21 protein-coding genes, 1 tRNA gene and 2 pseudogenes are annotated in these 20,337 nt (G+C 47.9%); 11 read left to right on the plus strand and 13 right to left on the minus strand.

Going from position 1 to position 20,337, the window contains the following annotated elements; all coding sequences use genetic code 11:
- Positions 1-10 precede the first annotated feature (10 nt).
- Positions 11-1,219 (minus strand): Tm-1-like ATP-binding domain-containing protein, encoded by a 1,209-nt coding sequence (locus A0G03_RS14345; RefSeq protein ID WP_048258980.1) that lies wholly within the window; start codon positions 1,217-1,219, stop codon positions 11-13.
- A gap of 289 nt (positions 1,220-1,508) precedes the next feature.
- On the opposite strand from A0G03_RS14345, the gene A0G03_RS14350 reads away from it, so the two are divergent.
- The 3 genes from A0G03_RS14350 to ansP all read left to right on the plus strand — a co-directional run bounded on the left by A0G03_RS14350 (position 1,509) and on the right by ansP (position 4,719).
- Positions 1,509-2,138, plus strand: a complete 630-nt coding sequence (locus A0G03_RS14350; RefSeq protein WP_048258979.1) for a TetR/AcrR family transcriptional regulator — start codon at positions 1,509-1,511, stop codon at positions 2,136-2,138.
- 79 nt (positions 2,139-2,217) lie between these two features.
- Positions 2,218-2,958, plus strand: a complete 741-nt coding sequence (locus A0G03_RS14355) for an SDR family oxidoreductase (protein ID WP_048258978.1) — start codon at positions 2,218-2,220, stop codon at positions 2,956-2,958.
- Positions 2,959-3,267: 309 nt separating this feature from the next.
- Positions 3,268-4,719 carry an L-asparagine permease gene (ansP, locus tag A0G03_RS14360; protein ID WP_048258977.1) on the plus strand — a complete coding sequence of 484 codons (1,452 nt, stop codon included), beginning with the start codon at positions 3,268-3,270 and terminating at the stop codon, positions 4,717-4,719.
- Between the two features lie 88 nt (positions 4,720-4,807).
- Here ansP and A0G03_RS14365 read toward each other — a convergent pair whose 3' ends face one another.
- Entirely contained in the window at positions 4,808-6,961 is a 2,154-nt protein-coding gene (locus A0G03_RS14365) for an ornithine decarboxylase (RefSeq protein WP_048258976.1), read from the minus strand.
- A gap of 231 nt (positions 6,962-7,192) precedes the next feature.
- Entirely contained in the window at positions 7,193-7,324 is a 132-nt protein-coding gene (locus tag A0G03_RS22065; protein ID WP_277814053.1) for a hypothetical protein, read from the minus strand.
- A gap of 315 nt (positions 7,325-7,639) precedes the next feature.
- On the opposite strand from A0G03_RS22065, the gene A0G03_RS14370 reads away from it, so the two are divergent.
- Positions 7,640-7,715, plus strand: a tRNA-Phe gene (locus A0G03_RS14370).
- Between the two features lie 85 nt (positions 7,716-7,800).
- Here the strand turns inward: A0G03_RS14370 and A0G03_RS14375 are convergent.
- Positions 7,801-8,043, minus strand: a complete 243-nt coding sequence (locus A0G03_RS14375; RefSeq protein ID WP_072061997.1) for a helix-turn-helix domain-containing protein — start codon at positions 8,041-8,043, stop codon at positions 7,801-7,803.
- Between the two features lie 103 nt (positions 8,044-8,146).
- On the opposite strand from A0G03_RS14375, the gene A0G03_RS14380 reads away from it, so the two are divergent.
- From A0G03_RS14380 to A0G03_RS14410, 7 genes and pseudogenes are all read left to right on the plus strand, one after another.
- The gene (locus A0G03_RS14380) at positions 8,147-8,401 is read left to right on the plus strand and encodes a helix-turn-helix domain-containing protein (RefSeq protein WP_048259022.1); all 255 of its coding nucleotides are present in this window, start codon (positions 8,147-8,149) and stop codon (positions 8,399-8,401) included.
- Positions 8,402-8,485: 84 nt separating this feature from the next.
- Entirely contained in the window at positions 8,486-8,734 is a 249-nt protein-coding gene (locus A0G03_RS14385; RefSeq protein ID WP_048258975.1) for a helix-turn-helix domain-containing protein, read from the plus strand.
- A 14-nt stretch (positions 8,735-8,748) separates the two neighbouring features.
- A complete protein-coding gene (gene ccdA / locus A0G03_RS14390) occupies positions 8,749-8,967 on the plus strand; it encodes a type II toxin-antitoxin system antitoxin CcdA (protein WP_048258974.1) in 219 nt (72 codons plus the stop codon).
- An 8-nt stretch (positions 8,968-8,975) separates the two neighbouring features.
- Positions 8,976-9,242: pseudogene (locus tag A0G03_RS14395) on the plus strand (CcdB family protein); the annotation flags it as partial.
- Positions 9,243-9,285: 43 nt separating this feature from the next.
- Positions 9,286-9,402, plus strand: a pseudogene (locus A0G03_RS14400) (transposase); the annotation flags it as partial.
- Positions 9,403-9,764: 362 nt separating this feature from the next.
- Entirely contained in the window at positions 9,765-10,181 is a 417-nt protein-coding gene (locus A0G03_RS14405; protein WP_053075293.1) for a hypothetical protein, read from the plus strand.
- A gap of 70 nt (positions 10,182-10,251) precedes the next feature.
- Complete coding sequence (locus tag A0G03_RS14410) at positions 10,252-11,547, plus strand: insecticidal delta-endotoxin Cry8Ea1 family protein (protein WP_048258972.1); 1,296 nt, start codon at positions 10,252-10,254, stop codon at positions 11,545-11,547.
- A gap of 304 nt (positions 11,548-11,851) precedes the next feature.
- Here the strand turns inward: A0G03_RS14410 and A0G03_RS14420 are convergent, their stop codons facing one another.
- From A0G03_RS14420 to A0G03_RS14460, 9 genes are read right to left on the minus strand one after another with little or no spacing between them, the layout of a single operon-like run.
- Positions 11,852-12,004: a helix-turn-helix domain-containing protein gene (locus A0G03_RS14420; protein ID WP_072061996.1), complete on the minus strand. Its 153-nt coding sequence runs from the start codon at positions 12,002-12,004 to the stop codon at positions 11,852-11,854.
- A gap of 47 nt (positions 12,005-12,051) precedes the next feature.
- Positions 12,052-12,552, minus strand: a complete 501-nt coding sequence (locus A0G03_RS14425) for a serine acetyltransferase (RefSeq protein ID WP_048258971.1) — start codon at positions 12,550-12,552, stop codon at positions 12,052-12,054.
- Between the two features lie 26 nt (positions 12,553-12,578).
- On the minus strand, positions 12,579-13,973 hold the full coding sequence (locus A0G03_RS14430) for a DUF4832 domain-containing protein (protein ID WP_048258970.1): 1,395 nt from the start codon (positions 13,971-13,973) through the stop codon (positions 12,579-12,581).
- A 38-nt stretch (positions 13,974-14,011) separates the two neighbouring features.
- The gene (locus A0G03_RS14435) at positions 14,012-14,419 is read right to left on the minus strand and encodes a hypothetical protein (RefSeq protein ID WP_048258967.1); all 408 of its coding nucleotides are present in this window, start codon (positions 14,417-14,419) and stop codon (positions 14,012-14,014) included.
- Positions 14,420-14,421: 2 nt separating this feature from the next.
- Positions 14,422-15,534, minus strand: coding sequence for a glycosyltransferase family 4 protein (locus A0G03_RS14440; protein ID WP_048258966.1), 1,113 nt, complete (start codon positions 15,532-15,534; stop codon positions 14,422-14,424).
- Position 15,535: 1 nt separating this feature from the next.
- A complete protein-coding gene (locus tag A0G03_RS14445) occupies positions 15,536-16,747 on the minus strand; it encodes a glycosyltransferase family 4 protein (RefSeq protein ID WP_048259021.1) in 1,212 nt (403 codons plus the stop codon).
- 9 nt (positions 16,748-16,756) lie between these two features.
- Positions 16,757-17,746 (minus strand): glycosyltransferase family 2 protein, encoded by a 990-nt coding sequence (locus tag A0G03_RS14450; protein ID WP_048258965.1) that lies wholly within the window; start codon positions 17,744-17,746, stop codon positions 16,757-16,759.
- Entirely contained in the window at positions 17,739-19,121 is a 1,383-nt protein-coding gene (locus A0G03_RS14455) for a hypothetical protein (RefSeq protein WP_048258964.1), read from the minus strand. The genes A0G03_RS14450 and A0G03_RS14455 overlap by 8 nt, the downstream gene beginning before the upstream one ends.
- Complete coding sequence (locus A0G03_RS14460) at positions 19,118-20,329, minus strand: lipopolysaccharide biosynthesis protein (RefSeq protein ID WP_048258963.1); 1,212 nt, start codon at positions 20,327-20,329, stop codon at positions 19,118-19,120. The genes A0G03_RS14455 and A0G03_RS14460 overlap by 4 nt, the downstream gene beginning before the upstream one ends.
- Positions 20,330-20,337: the final 8 nt, after the last annotated feature.

The following is a 20,337-nucleotide window of genomic DNA, read 5'->3' on the forward strand; positions in this document are numbered from 1 at the left end:
TTTCTCCCTGTTACTTCACTAACGCCCGGAACGCATCAACAGCCGCGTGGGCAAATAAAGGATCGTTAATATGGAAAGGCAGACGAATAATCTGTCGTCTTGCCGTTTGCTGGACAATGCTCTCCAACGTGCTGATAAACGCGTCACGCGCTTCGGGGTGCCAGAATGCCTGATCCGGCGCATCTAGCGCGGAGAAGCCGCCTTCCGGGATCAGGAAGCGAACCTCGCCTTCACAGCAGTTAAGTTTCTCTCCAATCCAGCGCGCCATCGCAATGTTCTCGTCTATCGTGGTACGCATCAGAGTGACCTGTGCGTTGTGGTTATAGAACAGACGATGCGCGTATTTCTCCGACACGCTAGCAGGAGCACCAAAGTTAACCATGTCCAACGCACCGCAGGACGCCACGTAAGGCACCTGCGTTTTGGCAATCGCATCAAACCGTTCCGGCCCGCAGGCCAGCACGCCATCAAACAGTAAATCACACACTTCGGTCGTGGTGAGATCGAGCACGCCAGTGAGCAAATGGCTGTCCACCAGCTTTTCCATCGCTTTGCCGCCGCTGCCCGTCGCGTGGAAGACCAGACAGTCAAACTCCGCTTCCAGCAATTTGCTGGCTTCCTGAATACAGGGCGTCGTGACACCAAACATGGTCAGGCCAATCGCGGGTTTATCTTCATGGTGTTCCTGAATATGAAACTTCACGGCTCCGGCGATTTGGTGTGCGGCGTTGCCGAGAACCTGACGGGAAATACGGTTCAGACCCGCCACATCGGTAACGGAATACATCATGCTGATATCGCTGGCACCGATGTAGCCGGAAATGTCGCCGGAGGCCATCGTCGAGACCATCAGCTTGGGCATACCAATCGGTAGAGCCTGCATGGCGGGCGTGATCAGCGCCGTACCACCGGAACCACCAAGACCGAGAACTCCGGCAATATCATCGCGCGACAGCATGAAGTGCTCGAATGCAATGGCCATGGCGCTAATCGCCTGTCCTCTGTCATGGCAAAATACCGCCGATGCACCCTGCGGGTGGTAAGATGCCACCGTTTCTGCGCTGATATCTGTTGTATCCGACATCCGCGAATGTGTTGAAAGATCGACAGTGACCGTTTTCAAGCCCGTTGCGGCAATAAGATCGCGGACATAAATCTGCTCTTTCCCTTTAGTATCCGCTGTACTCGCAATATAAACGCTGCCAACTTCACTTCCCACTTGGTATCCCTCCCACCGTTAGCGAAACAATTAACAGATTGATATAAATGATAATTATAAGAAGCCAAAAACAAATAAGATTAATTTGTCGCCATATTGAGACTTGAGTATCAGAAAGACAAATCATTAAATACCCAAATGAGACAAAAGTCTCAAAATGTTATGTATGGCAACACACTACCAGTAAGAAAGCTTGACGTGGCACAAGAATCACTCAATTTGCTATAGTTCAGGCTATAACGCCGTACTGCCTGATAGCTTCCGGCCAGAAAAATTCAATGAGGTCTATGTGATTGAACAGGATGAAAAACTGACATCAACGCGGGCGAAAACTCGTCGTTTATTGATTGATACCGCCATGAATATGTTCGATCAAGGCATATTTCCTTCCATTACCGATATTGCCGCTGCGGCTCAGCTTTCACGCGCGACGGCATACCGCTATTTTCCGACGCAAAGCGCATTAGTTTCAGCCGTTGTTGGCGAAAGCCTTGGTCCGATTCTGGCTTGGCATCCGACACAGCCGGACGCCAGCGAACGCGTTGCCGAACTGCTGCATTTTGCTTACCCAAGGATGCTGGAGCATGAAGGTGCGCTACGTGCCGCCCTGCATCTTTCACTCCAGCAGTGGGCCGATCGCCGTTCTAATCGTCTTCATACCGATACGCTGACACGCGGCAATCGTAAACGCCTGCTCAAGATTGCCACCGAACCTCTGGAAGGAAAAATCACGCCAGATGCGCAACAGCGGGTGATTTATGCCCTATCGCTCATTTATGGTTCCGAAGTTTTTCTGGTGCTGAAAGATATCTGGAACCTGGAAGAAGACGGCATTCAGGATGTCACGCAGTGGGTTGCCAAAGCTATTTTACGGCAGGCAGAAGAAGATGCCGCGCAGGCCGACTCACCGAAAACCTAACGAACACAGTCATGCCGCATCCCGCCATATTGCCGGATGCGTATGAACGGAAGAAGATACGGTGATCAGGGAAAACATGATGCTGAAAGGTAAACGCGCGATTGTCACTGGCGGTGGTCGCGACTTTGGACAAGCGGTATCCGTCTGGCTAGCTCGCGAAGGGGTGAAGGTCGATCTTTGCGCCCGCAAACTGGCCGATGCACAGGCCAGCGTGGACATCATTCATCGGGAGGGCGGCACGGCTCGCGCTTATCAGTGCGATATTGCCCATCCTGACTCAGTCAGGGATTTTTCTGCGCAGCTGCTGGACGACAGCACGCCCGTCGATATTCTCGTGCTAAGCGCTGCGCAATGGCTGGAAGGCGCATTGGGAGAAGAAGATGCCGATACGGATATCGTCAGCACCATCAACTCCGGCCTGACCGGCTCTATCCTGCTCACCAAAGCGCTATTGCCGAGCTTACGCCGTTCACAGAGTGCCGATATTCTGGCGATGGTTTCCGTCTGCGGCATCCCGCAGTTCAACGACTCTATCGCCCACCCCGCCTTCTTCGCCGCCAAGCACGGCATGAGCGGTTTTAGCCAGAATCTGGCACATCATGTCGCACAGGAGAATATTCGCGTGACAGGGTTTTATCCGCCAGATTTTGAGGTTACCGGCTTTGATGAGTATCCCGCTAGCGGAGAAAAAATGGGTGAGCACTTGCTGAACGCTCGCTCCATATGGGAAGCGATGCGTTTTGTCCTCATCCAGCCGCGCAGCTGTCACATCAACGCCATCCATTTTCAAGGGCCAACGCGCGCGGATATCAGCGTGTAATTCGTCATCTTTTGCTCTTCATCCCGCCCCGGATATCCATCACATAGACGGGGCGGTGAAATTCCGCCGTCTAACGCACCGCGCATCCCACACGCCATCATTCCCTGACACACTTTCCTTCTCTCCATTTTTTGCCACAGAAGGCAGGAAAAGGTAGCATCGCTGCCGTTGTTTTCTGCCATGCGACCGACCGCGTTAAATGCACAATAAAAAAATACCGCAGGTAAAAACATAACCATTTGAGTTTTAAATAATAATAACGAACGCATCACCACAGGATGCGTGACAGACAGGAAAACATCGACATCAATGACACAACATTCCTCCCCTCATAGCGAGCATCATACCGCTCAGCAGAACCTTCACGAAAAGGGTTATCACCAAAGTCTCGGCAACCGCCATGTACAGATGATCGCGATTGGCGGCTCCATCGGTACCGGGCTGTTTCTTGGCGCGGGTGCACGCTTGCAAATGGCGGGACCGGCACTGGCTCTGGTCTATCTGGTTTGCGGCATCTTCTCTTTTTTCATCCTGCGAGCACTGGGCGAACTGATCGTTCATCGCCCCACCAGCGGCAGCTTCGTTTCGTATTCGCGTGAGTTTCTGGGTGAAAAAGCCTCCTACGTGGCAGGCTGGATGTACTTCCTCAACTGGGCGATGACCGGGATTGTCGACATCACTGCCGTCGCGCTCTACATGCACTACTGGGGCACCTTTGCCGATATCCCCCAATGGTTGTTCGCGCTAGGGGCGCTGTCCATCGTCACGCTAATGAACCTGATCGGCGTGAAGTGGTTTGCCGAAATGGAGTTCTGGTTCGCGCTGATTAAGGTCGCGGCTATCGCCATTTTTCTGGTGGTCGGTACGGTCTATCTCGGCACAGGCAGCCCGCTGGATGGCAACACGCCCGGCCTGCATCTGATTACCGATAACGGTGGCCTGTTCCCACACGGCATTCTGCCCGCACTCGTGCTGGTTCAGGGAGTGATATTTGCCTTTGCTGGTATCGAGATCATCGGAACAACGGCAGGCGAATGTAAAAACCCGGAGCAGGTGCTGCCGAAAGCCGTCAACAGTGTCATCTGGCGTATCGGCCTGTTCTACGTCGGTTCTGTCGTGCTATTGGTCTGCCTGCTTCCGTGGAATGCGTATCAGGCAGGACAAAGCCCGTTCGTGACCTTCTTCAGCAAGCTGGGCGTTCCCTATATCGGGACAATCATGAATATCGTGGTGCTGTCCGCCGCGCTGTCTAGCCTGAACTCCGGTCTGTACTCGACGGGTCGAATTTTGCGCTCGCTGTCGCTGGGTGGCTCGGCTCCCGCTTTCCTGTCGAAAATGAGCAACCAGTCCGTCCCCTATACCGGCATTTTGGTGACGGTCTGCATCCATATTATCGGCGTGGTGCTTAACTATGTGGTGCCGTCGCAGGTGTTTGAGATCGTCCTGAATATCGCCTCGATCGGCATTATCTGCTCCTGGGCGTTCATCATCTTGTGCCAGATGCAGTTGCGTAAAGCGATTCATCAAGGGAAAGCCAAACCAGTTGCGTTCAGAATGCCCGGTGCACCGGTAACATCATGGCTGACGCTGGCTTTTCTGGTGAGCGTATTGGGACTGATGGCGTTCGATTACCCGAACGGAACCTGGACGATTGCAACGATTCCGGTCCTGGCAATCATGTTGATGATAGGCTGGCGCGGACTGAAAAAGCAGCGCGAAGCAGTGAAACTCGCTAACCAGCAGGAATCCAACCTGCGTTAACGATCTTACGATAAGAAACAATGCCTTAAGACAGAGAAAACTCAGGCTCGTTTCCGAGCCTGAGTTCCTGAGTTGAAGAGAAATATCGTTACTTTTCTACTACGTAACCGTACAGCCGTTTGCTGCCATCTTCTTCCGCGACGCTGTAAACACCCTGCAATTCCGGCGAAAAGCCGGGCAGCAGGTTAATCCCATCTTCCAGCGCCAGAAAATAGCGCTGTACCGCTCCGCCCCAGGCTTCCCCCGGCACCACACACAGCACGCCTGGCGGGTATGGCAATGCGCCTTCCGCCGCAATACGACCTTCAGCTTCAACAATGGGAACCAGCTCGATATTCCCGCGCACAAATTCCCTGTTGGCATCCTGCGGCAACATCGCCACTGACGGAAACTCGGTTTTGCGGAACATCGCTTTTTGCAGATCTTTCACATTATGCTGAGCGTAAAAATCATGCATTTCCTGACACAGCCGACGCAGCCGATAACCACGGTAGCGCTCTTTGTATTTCTGATACAGGCTAGGCAACACTTCGCTCAGCGGCGCATCACGAGCGATCAGCGTTTCGAAATGCACCAGCGCATTAACCAGTTCCTGCATTTTGGCGCCGTCTTCCGCTGGCGTTAGCAGGAACAGGATCGAGTTCATGTCGCATTTCTCAGGGATGATGCCGTGCTCACGCAGATAGTTGGCAAGGATCGTCGCCGGAATACCAAATTCGGTGTAATCACCGCTAATCGCATCAATACCTGGCGTAGTCAGCAGTAATTTGCACGGATCGATAAAATACTGATCTTCCGCGTACCCTTCGAACGCGTGCCATTTCTCACCCGGTTCAAAGTTGAAGAAACGCACATCCTGCGCGATCGTATCCGTATCGTGATCCTGCCAAAGCGCGCCGCCTACCGTAACAGGGACGAACGGTTTGATGAGCGAACAGCGCGTCAGCAATTGCTTACGTGCCTCAATGCCCAGCTTCACGCAGTCCATCCACATACGACGCCCACTGGCTCCTTCGTGCATTTTGGCATTCACATCCAACGCGGCGAACAGCGGGTAAAACGGACTGGTCGACGCATGCAGCATAAAGGCGTTATTCAGTTGCTTATGGTTGCAAAAACGGCGCTGACCTTTGATGTGCGTATCTTTTTTGTGGATCTGCGAAGTCTGGGAGAAGCCCGCCTGCTGCTTATGCACCGACTGGGTGACGAAGATGCCCGGATCGTTTTCATTCAGATCCAACAACAGCGGCGAGCACTGCTCCATCATCGGGATAAACTGCTCGTAGCCGACCCATGCAGAATCAAACAGAATGTAGTCACACAGATGCCCGATGCTATCGACGACCTGACGTGCGTTATAAATTGTGCCGTCATAGGTACCAAGCTGGATGACAGCCAGACGGAACGGGCGTGGCTCGTTGGCGCGTTCCGGTGCAACTTCTGCAATCAGCTTGCGCAGATAGGCTTCATCAAAACAGTGCGCATCCACGCCACCGATAAAGCCAAACGGGTTACGCACGGTCTCCAGATAGACTGGCGTAGCGCCCGCCTGAATCAGCGCACCGTGATGGTTGGACTTATGGTTGTTACGATCAAACAACACCAGATCGCCACGCGCCAACAGCGCGTTCGTCACCACTTTGTTCGCCGAGGAGGTGCCGTTCAACACGAAATAGGTCTTGTCGGCGTTAAACACGCGCGCGGCGTGCTTCTGTGCCTTCTTCGCCGCTCCTTCATGGATCAGCAAATCGCCCAATTTGACGTCGGCATTACAGATGTCAGAACGAAAAACGTTTTCACCGTAAAACTCAAAAAACTGACGCCCTGCCGGATGCTTACGGAAGAACTGACCGCCCTGATGCCCAGGACAGGCAAACGTCGTATTTTTCATTTTGACGTACTTGGTCAGCGTATCGAAAAACGGCGGCAGCAGCGCATCCTGATAGCCTTTCGCCGCACGCTCCAGCACGCTCGCGTGCTCACCTTCATCATCGAGAACCAGCCATTCGCTGCCCGCAGGCAGAACATCTGACTCTTTATCCTCATCGGGCTCTTCGACAAACGCCGGGATGGTAAAACCGGTGTTTTGCAATATCGACAGGATACCGCTACGGGCTTCCTCAATAGAAACCACGACCGCCGCCACATCAGTGAAGTCAGTCTGACTCAACGCGACAATCTCGCGCGTTGTGATTAAACGGGTGGCAACCGCTGCATTCGCCGCAATTTTTAACTGTTTCATGTAACCAAACCCAAACGGTTAAGGGTAAGTGTACGTGCCTAGAAGACACCGTTCAGGGATAACAATCCCGACCAATCACAATGCCAATCAATAACGACAAGCGTATGATCCCTACAGGTAAACTGTAGGCTAAGAATGGAAAAACTGGAGCCAGCACCATCCGATAGACATCAGTAAAAGCAGAGCAGCCCTCTATTTTTACTCATGCCTAACAGCGAGCGAACGAACGCCTCACCGCATGGTGAAGAAGGATAATCGACGGGAAGAAAAGTAAACTGCGCAGTGGTGACAAGAAGAGACACGCAGTGACGTCATCAACGAGCTGGCGCGAGCGTTCTGCACCATGAGCAATGAATCTGACATATCGGCGATCCTCTTTTAGCTATACGCTAACTACGCTTAAAGGGGCGTTCAGGTGAACGAGACGCTAAAAACCGCGCAATAGTGGCATTATTCTTCATCAAATTCAACAATCCAGCCCGAACTCAACACGGTAAAAAGTGCAACGAAACATGCCGCACGTATACGGGAAGAAGCATTACCACGCTAAGCGTGCTGAAAGGATCGCCAGAAACTGGCTAGCAAATAATACAATTGCCTGAAAATAGCGCAGGCGCTCCGCTTTGTGACAGAAACCCGTTGACGCCACGCGGTCAATACGGTTTAATGCGCCCCGTTGCCCGGATAGCTCAGTCGGTAGAGCAGGGGATTGAAAATCCCCGTGTCCTTGGTTCGATTCCGAGTCCGGGCACCACTAATTTAAAGAAACCAGCCTAGCGGCTGGTTTTTTGCTTTGGGGGAACGGGGTTCTGAACTGGGTCCAGTTATCTACGAGCGTACTATCCCTCCTCCCCTTCCCCATGATTCGGGCTCATACCCTGATAGCGTGACGGCCAGATCTCCTCCGGCTGCTTTCCCAATGCGCAGGCAATTAACCTTTCACCTTTGGGCCAATGTCTTGTTAGTGCGTTAGCAAGTGTTGAAGACGCTAGTCCAGATGCCCTTGATACCGCCGCCAACGTTGTTCCTTTCTTTCTTAATCCAGCAATAATGTCTGCCGGATGCCAATCGTAATTATCCATTTATCAACCTCTCCCTATGATGAATTAATCCAATTATCCCATTTTGGGATAAAAAAGGAAATGATTGATATTCGATTTTGGGATATCTATCAAGGTCACCAAAATGGCATCGATTTATTCAAATGAATATCAATCAGTTATAAAAATATTGCGAGAGGCCAGAATCGAAAAAGGCATGACCCAAGAAAATTTGGCGAACGCTTTAGGTCGACCTCAGTCTTTTGTAGCCAAAATCGAGAATGGGGAACGCAGGCTGGATGTTGTTGAATTTGTCCACATCGCTCACCTGCTATCTGTAGACGCTTCCATTGTTTTAGAAAAAATAGCGCATAAAATACAGAAAGATAGCATTAAGTAATCAATACAAAAAAACACTTATCCCGTTTTGGGATAAAGCAGTGAGCGACTGATATTTGATCCCAAATTTTATGGGGTTGAATCGATGGCTTCTGTTTACTCTGATGAATATCAAATCGTTATCAAGGCATTACGTGAAGCACGCATTGCCAAAGGGATCACGCAGGGAAACCTGGCGCTAGCGCTGGATCGTCCTCAATCGTTTATCGCCAAGGTCGAGAACGGGGAAAGAAGGTTAGACATCGTAGAATTTATCCATATCGCCCGTTTACTTTCTCTAGACCCCGCCAGCATTATTGCTAAGATCCCTGCAAAATATAAATCGCTTAGTTAAAGAGGAACACAGCGATGAAACGCCGGATTAGCATTTCCGTGGGCAAAGACGATTATCAGGTTCTGAGTACTGCCGGAGTCAACATTTCTGGTCTGGTGAATGATGCCATTGACAGAGAAGCCCGCCGTATCAAGACTGAGGAGTGGAAGAAGGAAAACCGCGAAAGGATGGAAGACGTCGCCCAACTTATCGCACAGAATGGTTCCTTTGCGGATGAAAATAGGAATTGGTGATCGTGTAATTCGTTGTTTATGAATACAAACGAGCAAGCCATTACAAAACGTTTGTCGATATACAAAACGATATTGTCCAGACACCAAAGCGGCGTATGGTCATTCCGTTTATCGAATCACATCACCTGTCTGAGAAAGTGAATAAGACTCTGTCCCCTCAGATCCGCATCGACGGCGAAGATTATCGGTTAATGACCACTGAGCTATCGAGTGTCCCCGATGAGGTTATTGGTGAGGCTGTAAGTATCCCGGTAAACCGAACCATTCACTTTTAGAGATCTTCCGACATACTGATTATGTTCCGTTGAGGAGATCGCTATGCGCAAAGCCCGATTTACAGAACACCAGATCATCTCAGTGTTGAAGTCCGTTGAAGCCGGACGTACCGTCAAAGACGTCTGCCGCGAAGTCAGCATTTCCGAAGCCAGCTATTACATCAACAGCCGTGGCTGTTTTAGGACCTGATGGCATTAGTCGCTTCATGCTTATTCCAAAACTGATTTATTCAAAAAAGCCAAATTTCATCTGAAAGATGCCATGACTGATTAACTATTTTACTCATCACTCAGGAAAAATAGGTTATCACATACCTGTATGATAGTTACTACTGGGATAAGTTATAAGTCCCTTAATTGAATTGTTTCGAATGAATTAATTTGAATGAAATACAAATTAATCTGAAATGAAAACATTACCTCTTGATTTCTTGCAACGTAGAAATCCCTTGCTATAGTTCAGTCTGAACATGCAAGCCTAACAACTGAAAAACCATTTATTAAAATAAAAGGGTAGGAAAAATGACTAATAACATCTTGGTTGACATTACAAAAATCCACGGTATTTCTAGTGATAAAGTTCAAGATTTGACAGAGGAACAGGACGTTTCTACATTAGATGGAGCGAAAGCTGTAGGTACAAGTAATTATACTGTGAAAGCAAAATCAAGTATAGAGATATACAGGGTTGATACTCCTATTATTCCTGAGACAAGACGTAGCTTAGAAATTTTCAATGATGGCAGGGCTAATGAGATTACTGCTACATTTTATTGGAGTCATTCGTTTACTAGTAAATGGTTTCCAGAGGGTTCGCTCACGGTGAAAAGGGGCGACAGTGGAATTCTTAAAGCGCCTGGAAATTCATTTTATTACAGTAAATATATAATAGAAAACAAAACAGATGTAACGGCAAACTTCACCGCTCGCCTCGTCTAATAGATATCATGTTGTTTGATTGTGAGCTTGACCACCATTCTTTTAAATATATTTTTGAAAGGATTTAATTATGAATAATTATACTGCTAATGTCGGATTTAAAAAGGAATTTAATCCAATACTCCTGACCCCGCAAGATACTTTTCTTTTAAGGATGTCTATTGAGCAGTTGGATGTGTCAGGTATATTAAAAAGTGTATTGCAGAAAGGTGTTTCTTTTATTCCTACCGTAGGCCCCGCTTTAAGCTTTATGATTGGTTTTTTTTGGCCCCAAAAAAAATCAGATCTGTGGCAGCAAGTGCTAGATCTTGTTGACCAAAAGATTAGAGAATCAGAGTTAAAAGTGATTAGAGGAATTCTTAGTGGTGACTTAGCCTATAAGAAAATGCGAATGGAAGCGGTGGCGACAATGATGGAGAAGTCCCCTGGCACACCAGAGACAAGGGCAACCTTTAACAATTTAGCTGATGAGTTTTATGGGTTCCAGGAAAAGTTTAATTCTTTTAAAGAAGATGATTCAACTAACTATCTTATTCTCCCTATGTACTCGATTACCGTTATGTTAGAGCTGGTGTATTGGATAAATGGTTTGGAGAAGAAAGACCAGCTAGGTTTAAGCTATATTGAAGTAGCCAAACTGGAAGGTTATGTGAATGAAACGTTCGATACTGCAAGAAAATATATAGAAGATATGTACAAAGAAAAGCTAGAGGATGCGTACGAAAACTCTCCAGGCGATGATATCGTCAACAATGTAATGTCTGTTCATGGTTATTGCCAACTTAATGGCGTAGAATACATCTCGATTTGGAGAAAAATAAAAGAGGCTCAGTCTATCTCAAAACAATTTTATGTTGATGTACTGACATACTCAATATTTTTCGGCAGGCAAACACCTAAACTCAAATATTTAGCATTAACAGATGCTGAAGACATGCCCCCTCCATTCAGACCAAATATTGTTAATGGCAAGAGAACTAAAATTCGGCATATCACAGGTTGCATTACTCGTATTGGTGGTACAGCTAGAGTTGGGGGCTTAAAGTTAGATTTTGAGGATGGTTCAACTTATGATCTAGGAACCATTACTGGTGAAACCCGGTCGATATCTTTAAACGGTAGCACTATTACAAGTGTTGAAGTTTGGGGTCGTGGTGCGATTGATGAATTAAGGTTTAATTTAAGTGACGGACGGGTCTTTTCGTTTGGCGAAATGGGAACGACAAATTACATGAGGTTTTCAATTAGCGAGGAACATCATATAGCAGGTATGTTCTTATCGAGTGATGCAACTGGCCTTGCTCGTCAGGCTGCCAATTTTGGTGTCTCGTACCAACTTAACGAAGACTTTGAGCTCAAAGAGTAATAAAGAGTAGTCGGTGATATTCATCTAAAATAACGTGTATTAGCTCAAACTTGATCTGACAGTTACCCATTTTTGTGCTGGTTTCTGTCAGATTAGATTCTGCCCAAACCCGTTTCCTATCAGCGTTTCAACTGGCGTTCTGTCGTTGCACATTTTTCCCTGATAACGCTTAGTCCGATATTGCTATTACAAACGGCACATCAGGTGTGTGACTGCTCTATAACAAAACCGATTTCGTGTACTTTATCGCTATCGCCGAGTTCATATTCCTCGTCCTCTGATAAAATCTCAAACACAGAGCACGCTACTCCGGCCGCTTTCCCAATGCACAGGCAATTAACCTTTCACCTTTAGGCCAATCTCTTGTTAATGCGTTAGCAAGTGTTGAAGGCGCTAATCCTGATGCCCTTGGTATCGCCGCCAACGTTGTGCCTTTCTTCCTTAAGCCAGCAAGAATGGCAACCCGCTGTCACATTACACTTGCATAGAAATGAGCATACACACTCAATTCAATTCCCTGGTTCCATACCCTACGACCACCTTTCCAGCAGCAAGGCTTTTTGTTACCACGGTTCCCGCGCCGACTTTTACGTTATCACCTAATGTAATGTCGCCTAGCAGAATGGCATTGGCACCAAGCTCCACCTGGTTACCCAGCACCGGGCTTTTGGTGACATGACCTTCACGGTTTATCACGCTACCAATGGTGACTCCCTGCCGTAATGTACAGTTCTCCCCGATGATGACATCGGAATTCACCACAATACAGTGCGGATGATATATTTTCAGCCCAAAACCGATTTGAGTTCTGTGCGGAATTTCCACACAGAACAGCCACTCATTAATCACTTTATTCAGGACAACAAAAGGAACGCTGATAATTTTCAGCAGCGCATTTGATGACTGGTAAATGGTTGAAAGGCGAAACAGCAGTATGACTAGTTTAGCTTTAATACTGCCCGCCGCTTTTATTTCACAACATACGTGGCCGATATTTTTCAGCATATGAATATCTATTCTTAATTCCGTGCTCAGCGCACCGTTACCGTGGAAATTCGATACCAACCGTCGGCCTGCTTGCCCTCGTTGGCGAGATTAATTCGCGATACTCCCTTTGCGTCCAGCATCGCCATGTCAATATTATACTGCCCGGCAGGAAGCGCTTCCGGCATCGCCAATTGGTAGACGAAGGTATGCTGCCCCGGCAACCAGGTGCGGATGTCATCAGCCGTTTTTCCCATACTCATTACGGTGTTGGCATCATTCACCACCCGATAGGCCACATCATATTTCAGGTAAATGGGCGCTACGCCGTCGTTAAACCACTGCTGGTTTAACGTCAGGCTCTGCCCTTGTGCCAGTTCAGACTCATGAGTTAACGAGGCCAAACGGAAACGATAGCCGAGTTTGGTCAGCGCATTATCCACAATCTCCCGATATTTCGTCGGCACGCTGCGCGATTTCAGATTAATGGTGCTGGCGTGCTGTGCCAGCGCCCAGTCAAAGGCCGCCTGCACTTGCGCACGAGTATAGTGCTGCACGCTCTGCCACTCCGACATATGACCACAGATTTCCAGACTCACCGGCGCACGTTGCCACGCAGAGCTAAAATTGGGATAAAGCGCCTCCGCATTTTTCAGCCGCTGCGGGTAATCATCTTGCATGTGGCTCCATGTGGTCGAAAAATTATGCCAGTCTCCCCAGCAATCCGCGCGCCATCCAGCGCCTTGCTTCACTGCGCTGACCAACGTGTCGCCGCCGTTAATGAGCATAATTTTTGGGCTGTTGGGAAACGCGGCAAAATACATTTCCACGTACTTATCCAACTGGGCTGATGTGTAGCGTTCAATCAGCGGCGTAATGGTCGGGAAATTGGTGTTGTGCCACTCGCCCCATGACCCCACCAATCCAATATCGATATAAGCCAAATTCGAATTACCGTCATAGCGCAGCCCAAAAGCATTAAGCAAACGCTGGCTGTATTCGATAAACACCGGGTCGTCCAGATCCGGCACAAAGGTTTTTTTGTCCGGCGTCCATTCGCCCTTGATGCCTTTTTGGATCAGCCAGTCAGGAATCTTCGAACCACTGGCAGGTTCATCAAGCGCCATAAAGCGCAACCCCACGTTCATCGGTGGTTGATGCTGGCTAGCCAGTTCGAAAATAGCGTCCACGGCTTGAAAATTATATTGGCCTTCTGCTGGCTCAAGTTCATTCCAGTACAAACGATCATATTCAATGCCGGTGTCGGGATAATCAGCCAGCGACAACGTTGTACCATTACCCTTGTTAAAGCTGGCGACGCCAGTACCTGGGTTCGTTAGCGGGCCAGTTAGCCCTCTGGGGGTGACGGTCGTCATCACGCCATCGGCCACACCCAATACAGAAAATAGCAAACCTCCTACAGCGATAATTTTACAATGCACTTATGACTCCTTATTTCCACATCAGTAGAAACCGGGGGTCAGTGATCCTTCAGGCTGAGCCACCAATCCCAAACTCCTAAGTGGAAATGTGGGAAAATATCAATACCCAAGGCAGACTTAATCATGTAAAGCATCAATAGCGCCGCAAGCATGCAGGACAAGCCAGTAAACAGGATCAACGCAGTCAGCAGTATGCGAAATAGCGTTGACTCTTTGCGTGGACGCTTGCGGTGATCCAGACCGAACAAAAAAACAAAGTAATAGCGCCTGTTCAAAAAAGGGAAACTCTTACGCACGTCGACCCAATGCATTGAAGATGCCGTAATCGACAGCACCGCCTGCTCAACGGCCAGCCGTTGTTCCGAGGTCAGTTCTGTATCGGTTTTTCCATCAAGGGCTTCATAGAAGCGCTCAATGACTAACGGGCGTTTATTCGATTCATTCACTATTAACCTATTGATTTATTTACTGCGGTGTAAACGGTCATCGTTTGTTCCGCGATGTGTTGCCAATTATACCTTTGTAAATATTCAGAGTAATCAACAGATAACGATTTAGAGCGCAACGTGATTTTTTCGGATAAATCCGCCACATCTCCTACATTGAAATACGCTGCTGGCGCTAATTTCACCTCCAGGTTGGCTGGAATATTGCTGACCACGACAGGCAATGAGAATGACATGGCCTCCAGCAACGCAATGGGTAACCCTTCATGATATGAAGACATCACAAAGAGTTTAGCCTGTGAGAAAACAGTTTGTAGTTCCTGGCCGGTTAAAAATCCGGTCAGAATCACATTCGGGGTTTCATGGGCTAACTGTTTTAATCGCATGCTATACGCAGTGGGGTGATCGGCATCGCCAACCAAAACCAGTGGCATCGTGACGCCCGATTGCCGATAGGCCGCGATAAGATCATGCAGGCCTTTTTCTTCCACGAAGCGGCCAACCGCAACCAAATAGTGTTGTGGCTGAAGAGAAAAACGCACCAATGTTTGATGGATAACGTCCGCAGTAAGTCGCTGGGGTAGATTCACACCGTTATAGATAAGATGGGCATCATTGCGGCCATATTTCTGCTTGATCATATTATTAATCACTTCGGAGATCACAATCACTTCATTGGCATATTTCACGGCAACCTTTTCACCCAGCAATAAAACTTTCTTTGCCAGGAACCCCCATTTATGGCGGTCATAGTCTGGGCCATGATGAGTAAAAACCACTTTTTTACCCAGCAAACGCAAAAGCGGCACCACCAGACCTGGACCAATAGCGTGAACATGCACCACTGTAGACTGATCAAAGCAGGTGATAAATGCCGCCAGCACCGAATGAACGATAGCCTCTAATGAACGTTTTTTCGGCGACAGTAAAGCACGAGTCATCACACCTCGATATTGTGATTTTTTATAATTCACATAAGGTGAACGTGCGAGAACGCAAATATCCACGTCGAATTGCTGTTTAATCGTCGGATATAAATTTTGGCAATGTGTTTCCACACCACCCAACACGTTTGGAATACCACGTGTTCCCAGAACGGTAATTTTCGTAGTCATATTATTTTTCGATTACTATTTCTCGATAAAGCGCCAATAGAGATTCTGTGTGTTTATGTAATGAATATTTTTCGCGAAGACGTTGGCGCGCATTTAATCCCATTTCTCTGGCTTTTTGCGGATTCAACGCCAAGTCATCCAGCACATCGGCTAATGCCTGCACATTGCCGGGTTCGAATAAAATGCCGTCTATCTTATCGCGAATTTGTTCAGGTATACCGCCAATACGCCCGCCTACCACTGGTTTAGCGAATGCCATCGACTCCAGTACCGACATTGAACAGTTTTCATAGTATTCGGAAGGAACCACCACCGCGCGTGCGTATTTAATCAGTTGGTTAAGTTCTTCGCCCTGCTGTTTGTAACCCAGGAATTCCGCATGCGGAAATTGCGCGACCAAATCGTTATACAGCGGCCCGTTGCCCGCAATTTTTAACGGAATTTTATTCCGCATTTGCTGATGCGCCCTGGCAAGCGTAGCAACACCTTTCTCCCGACTCAGGCGACCAATAAACAGCAAATAACCGTCGTCTTTAACATCCTCCACCGACAGGCTGTCATTAATACCGTTAACAATCACGTCAATACGAACATTCGGCAGCTTGCGCATTAATTGGTTACGCAGAAATTCGCTGGGTGAAACGATCACATCCAGCGCCTGATAATTTTTGGCAATATTCTGCCAGGCACCTTCTAACGAAAGAAGCAGACTTTTCGATGCAGAACCTTGCTGGCACCGATATTTAAAAGCGTTAAATACCGAACCAGTTAAACACGCGTCACAGACTTTGCCATCGCGCAGCATGGTGTACGAAGGGCAGATAATCTTGTAGTCATGAGCCGTTAACACGGTTTTACACCCAAACTGACGGGCAATTTTAATCAACGACGGCGTGAGCTGGTGGTAGATATTGTGAAAATGAACAATATCCGGCTTTTCTTTACGCAATAACACCAGCAATTTCTTACATGCCTCAGCATTATGAATAAAGTTAACCGCGGTTTTAATTGCCCCAATCGCATTGCTGTTTTGATGATAATCCACATTACCGACAAAATAGGGCGCGTAGTCTGACGGGAAGTTATTTTCATGCTGCATAGAGAAAGCGATAACGTCAACGCCAGCCTTTTTCAACATATCAATCTCTTGAAAATAAACCGTTTCAGCGCCGCCCTTAATATAAAAAAATTTATTGACCAATAAAACTTTCATCATACCTGCCTATTCATGAATAACCTTGCTGCTTGGTGGTGTCATAGGGTCGCGCACGGGTCTGGTTAACCCTTTTATCAATCCCGCAGAAAACACAGCCAGGTTCATCACACTCTGCCCCCCGTTCAGCAGTGAACGGTTCTTAATCGTTTTTAATACCACAAAAGCGAGTAACGGCAGCAACGCGATGCCAATAACAGCGGCGTTAAACGTCAATAAACTCATCAACAGCACCAGCAAATAAACCGCAAAAACTGCCTCGTTTTTAACGATATGCAATGCCTCACGGAAATAAGGCATCCCCCATGCGCTGCGTAAAAGCTCGCCCGGAGCCCAGAGAAAACCGTTCCGCCAACGATATTGCAGCATTTTATATGTTGGCATGGTGTACGACGTGTGACGGAAATAAGGCACATTCAGTCGATGTAATTTATATTGGGCATAGCGCAAACGAATGCCTAATTCAGCCTCTTCATAACCATGCAAGCTGCGGTTGGTGAGATAACCTATTTTTTCAATTGCCGAGCGGCGGTATAAGCCCCCACCACCTAAATGACCGCAGTCACCCAACGGATATATTTTATGAAGGCGCTGTTTACGTGATGTAAACTCATAGTTCGCCGCACCATCCATCTCTACCGTTCCCGCCACGCCAGCGTAATCAGGGTGTGCGGTTAAAAATGCGATGCCCTGCTCAATAAAGCCATCTTCCAGCTCCATATCGCCGTCCATCAGCAGCAAATAATCCCCCTGACTGTACAGATAACCAAGCTGATGCCCCACACCGCAGCAGCGTTCCGACGGTTCAGTCAGCGACACCACGGTAACGCCTTTGGCGCTGGCAAGCTGCTGCGTGTTGTCGGTTGATAGGCTATCGGCAACAATGATTTTATGGGGGTAATCCACAATATGGCGACGAATACTGTCGATGGTTTTTTCGATGCATTCCGCCTCATTGAATGTCTTAATGCTCACTGAAATAAAAGGTTTATCACTCATACGGTTTTCCGATATAACGGCGGACAGAATGGCGAATTACCAGACTTGAGCCCAGGGATAAATAAAACAGGAATTGCAGCATGGGAATAATCATCAGGATCTGGCTATAAGGCAGACTCAATAGGCACCCAACCGCAAAAACGTTAAAGGCCGGAGAAAAACTCAGCAGTTGCAGATCCTGTTGGTCTAATTTATTACGATCTAGTCCCGGCTTTGGCTGCGTAATGATTAAGATATAAATAATTAACCCGATGAAAAATAGCGTTCCAACCACGCCGACTTCCCATAGCAGCACACTTAATGAAGTTGAATCAATGATCAGGTTATAGATGATATTCAAAAAGCCGGGAGAGACAGCGCTGCCGCTATTTGTCGCATTTAATCCATAGCCAAACAACGTGCCGGAGATCCCCCACATATCGTGATTTTTCAGCCAGAAAAATAGCGTAGTAAGACGCCCAAGTTCACCGGATTCCATAATGTAGCTGGTATCAAAAATATAATTCAATGAATCCAGAAATACGCTCATCGCGCTTTTCGTCGGGTCGCCACCAAACGCCGAGGAGTAACCCGAGGCCAAAATGGTAATCGCCACGGTAATCAGCAACGCCATGCCAGTGAAAATCAGCAAAATCGCTTTCAGGTTTACGCTATTCATGCCTTTGATGTAGCTCGGCATTAACCAAACCCAGGCCAGTAATAACGGCGAAACCAGGATCACAAATTTCACTTCCCCCAAGATACACAAGCCAAACCCCAGAACAATATGCAGCGCCGTGGATTTAAACGACGTCAAACCATGTTTAAATTCCGAGACTTTCAGCAGCATAATCAACAGGCAGAACAACCCCATCGCCGCAGTATTTCCCCCGCCCATCGGGTCGCCACCGAAAGTGCCGACGACCGAGTCCCATTTTTCGTCTTCTCCCCGCAATGCCACCCGCCGCGGTAAAACAAACAACACCTGATAAATCACCACCGGGAACTGCGCGTAGAACACCCAATACAAACTGCGGGTCACGCGATAAATCTGTGATTCGCGGCAAAACCCCAGCAGCAGGCAAAGCATCATCAGCGACAATGCAACCTCGTTTTTAAACCCAACGATAGCGACGGTTATTCCGCCCTGTAACAGGGTAGACAATCCCGCCATCGCCAGAAAAGAGAGGTAAAGCGTGAGAACTATCAATTCCTGCGTATCCAAATGCAATCTATCGTAGCGAGTCTGCATAATCAGCAACCCCACCATGTTCAGCGCCAAAATAAAGGGTAACCACAGCACCGCCAAAAAACCGGTGAAATACTGCGTCAGTCCGCAGAATACCAGCGTGATAACAACATAAACCTGTAGGTAAAGCCCTGTATTCAAGATCATGGTTCTGTCATCATATTTTTCAGCCCATTAGCACGTTTGTTTACTTTGAGATAAATAAACGCGTAACGTACAAACGTCAGCACAGAAAAAAGAATTATTGATGTGGCATAGTGATTATAAAAATAAGGCACAATCATAAATGCGATTAATACCACACTCAACTGTTCTAATTGAATACGTAAAAAATAGCGATGAGAACCAAATATTAGTTCAATCACCGTCAGCGGACACACCGCCAGCGCCGGAAATAAATAAGGCAACATATAGCGAGAGGTTGGAATAGAGTTAATCCATTCCTCGCTAAAAAACAGATGCATCACCAACGGATAGAAAATAAACACGCCTAGCGTGCAGACCACCCCCGACATCAATAATACCAGCCGGACTTTTTTGAACTCATCATAGTTGAAACGTTTATTTCTGAAATCGGTAGACCAAGTTGAAAAAATAGAATGACGCACCGCATTGCCGATAATCACCACCGGAGACAAACAAAAACGACTCACCACCGAGAAATACCCCGCCGTCAATGCGGAAAACCAAAAATTAATCAGCATAACCGGCAAATTATTATTAACCATCGCCAGCACTTCGGCGCTGCCAACGCGGGTGAGATGATGAGCATGCTGATGAAAGAAAGCCCTATTACGTTGCAGACTAAAATGTCCAAACGTAACGGTGCGGATATTGAACGAGAACAGAATACAGCCGCTAATCAGCACCATCATGGCGCAGGCCCAGGACCAATAAAACGCGGTGGTATGTGAAGTGAACACCAGCGAAAGCACGACCACCACCGAGACGGCGAGTCGCTGAAAGGCCAGAAAACGGTAGTTACCCTCGCGCAGCGACAAATTCTCCGAGATCAGCACCAGTGCATAGGACAGCGTGAGCAGATAGAGAAAGAACACATTTCGCTGAAACAGCCATGCGGTCAACATTGCATAGGGCACTGCGATAAGCAGGCTTTGTAGTGTGCTGAACACCACACTCTGCGCCAGTTCACTGTCTTGCTGTTTCGGAATCAGCAGTTGCGATGCAAAGGTACAGACCTGCGCCCCCACCAACACGATGCTGTAACTCAGCGCGTAGATCCCCACCTCGGCCATGTTGTATTTATGCGAAATCAGCCAGATAGACAGCGCGCCAATCAGTTGTGAAACCACCGATGAACCCGCAATGGTAGAAACGCTTTTTAGTAAACTCATCTTTTTAA

Origin of the sequence: Pectobacterium peruviense (assembly GCF_002847345.1) — a bacterium.
GTDB classification, from domain to species: Bacteria; Pseudomonadota; Gammaproteobacteria; order Enterobacterales; family Enterobacteriaceae; genus Pectobacterium; species Pectobacterium peruviense.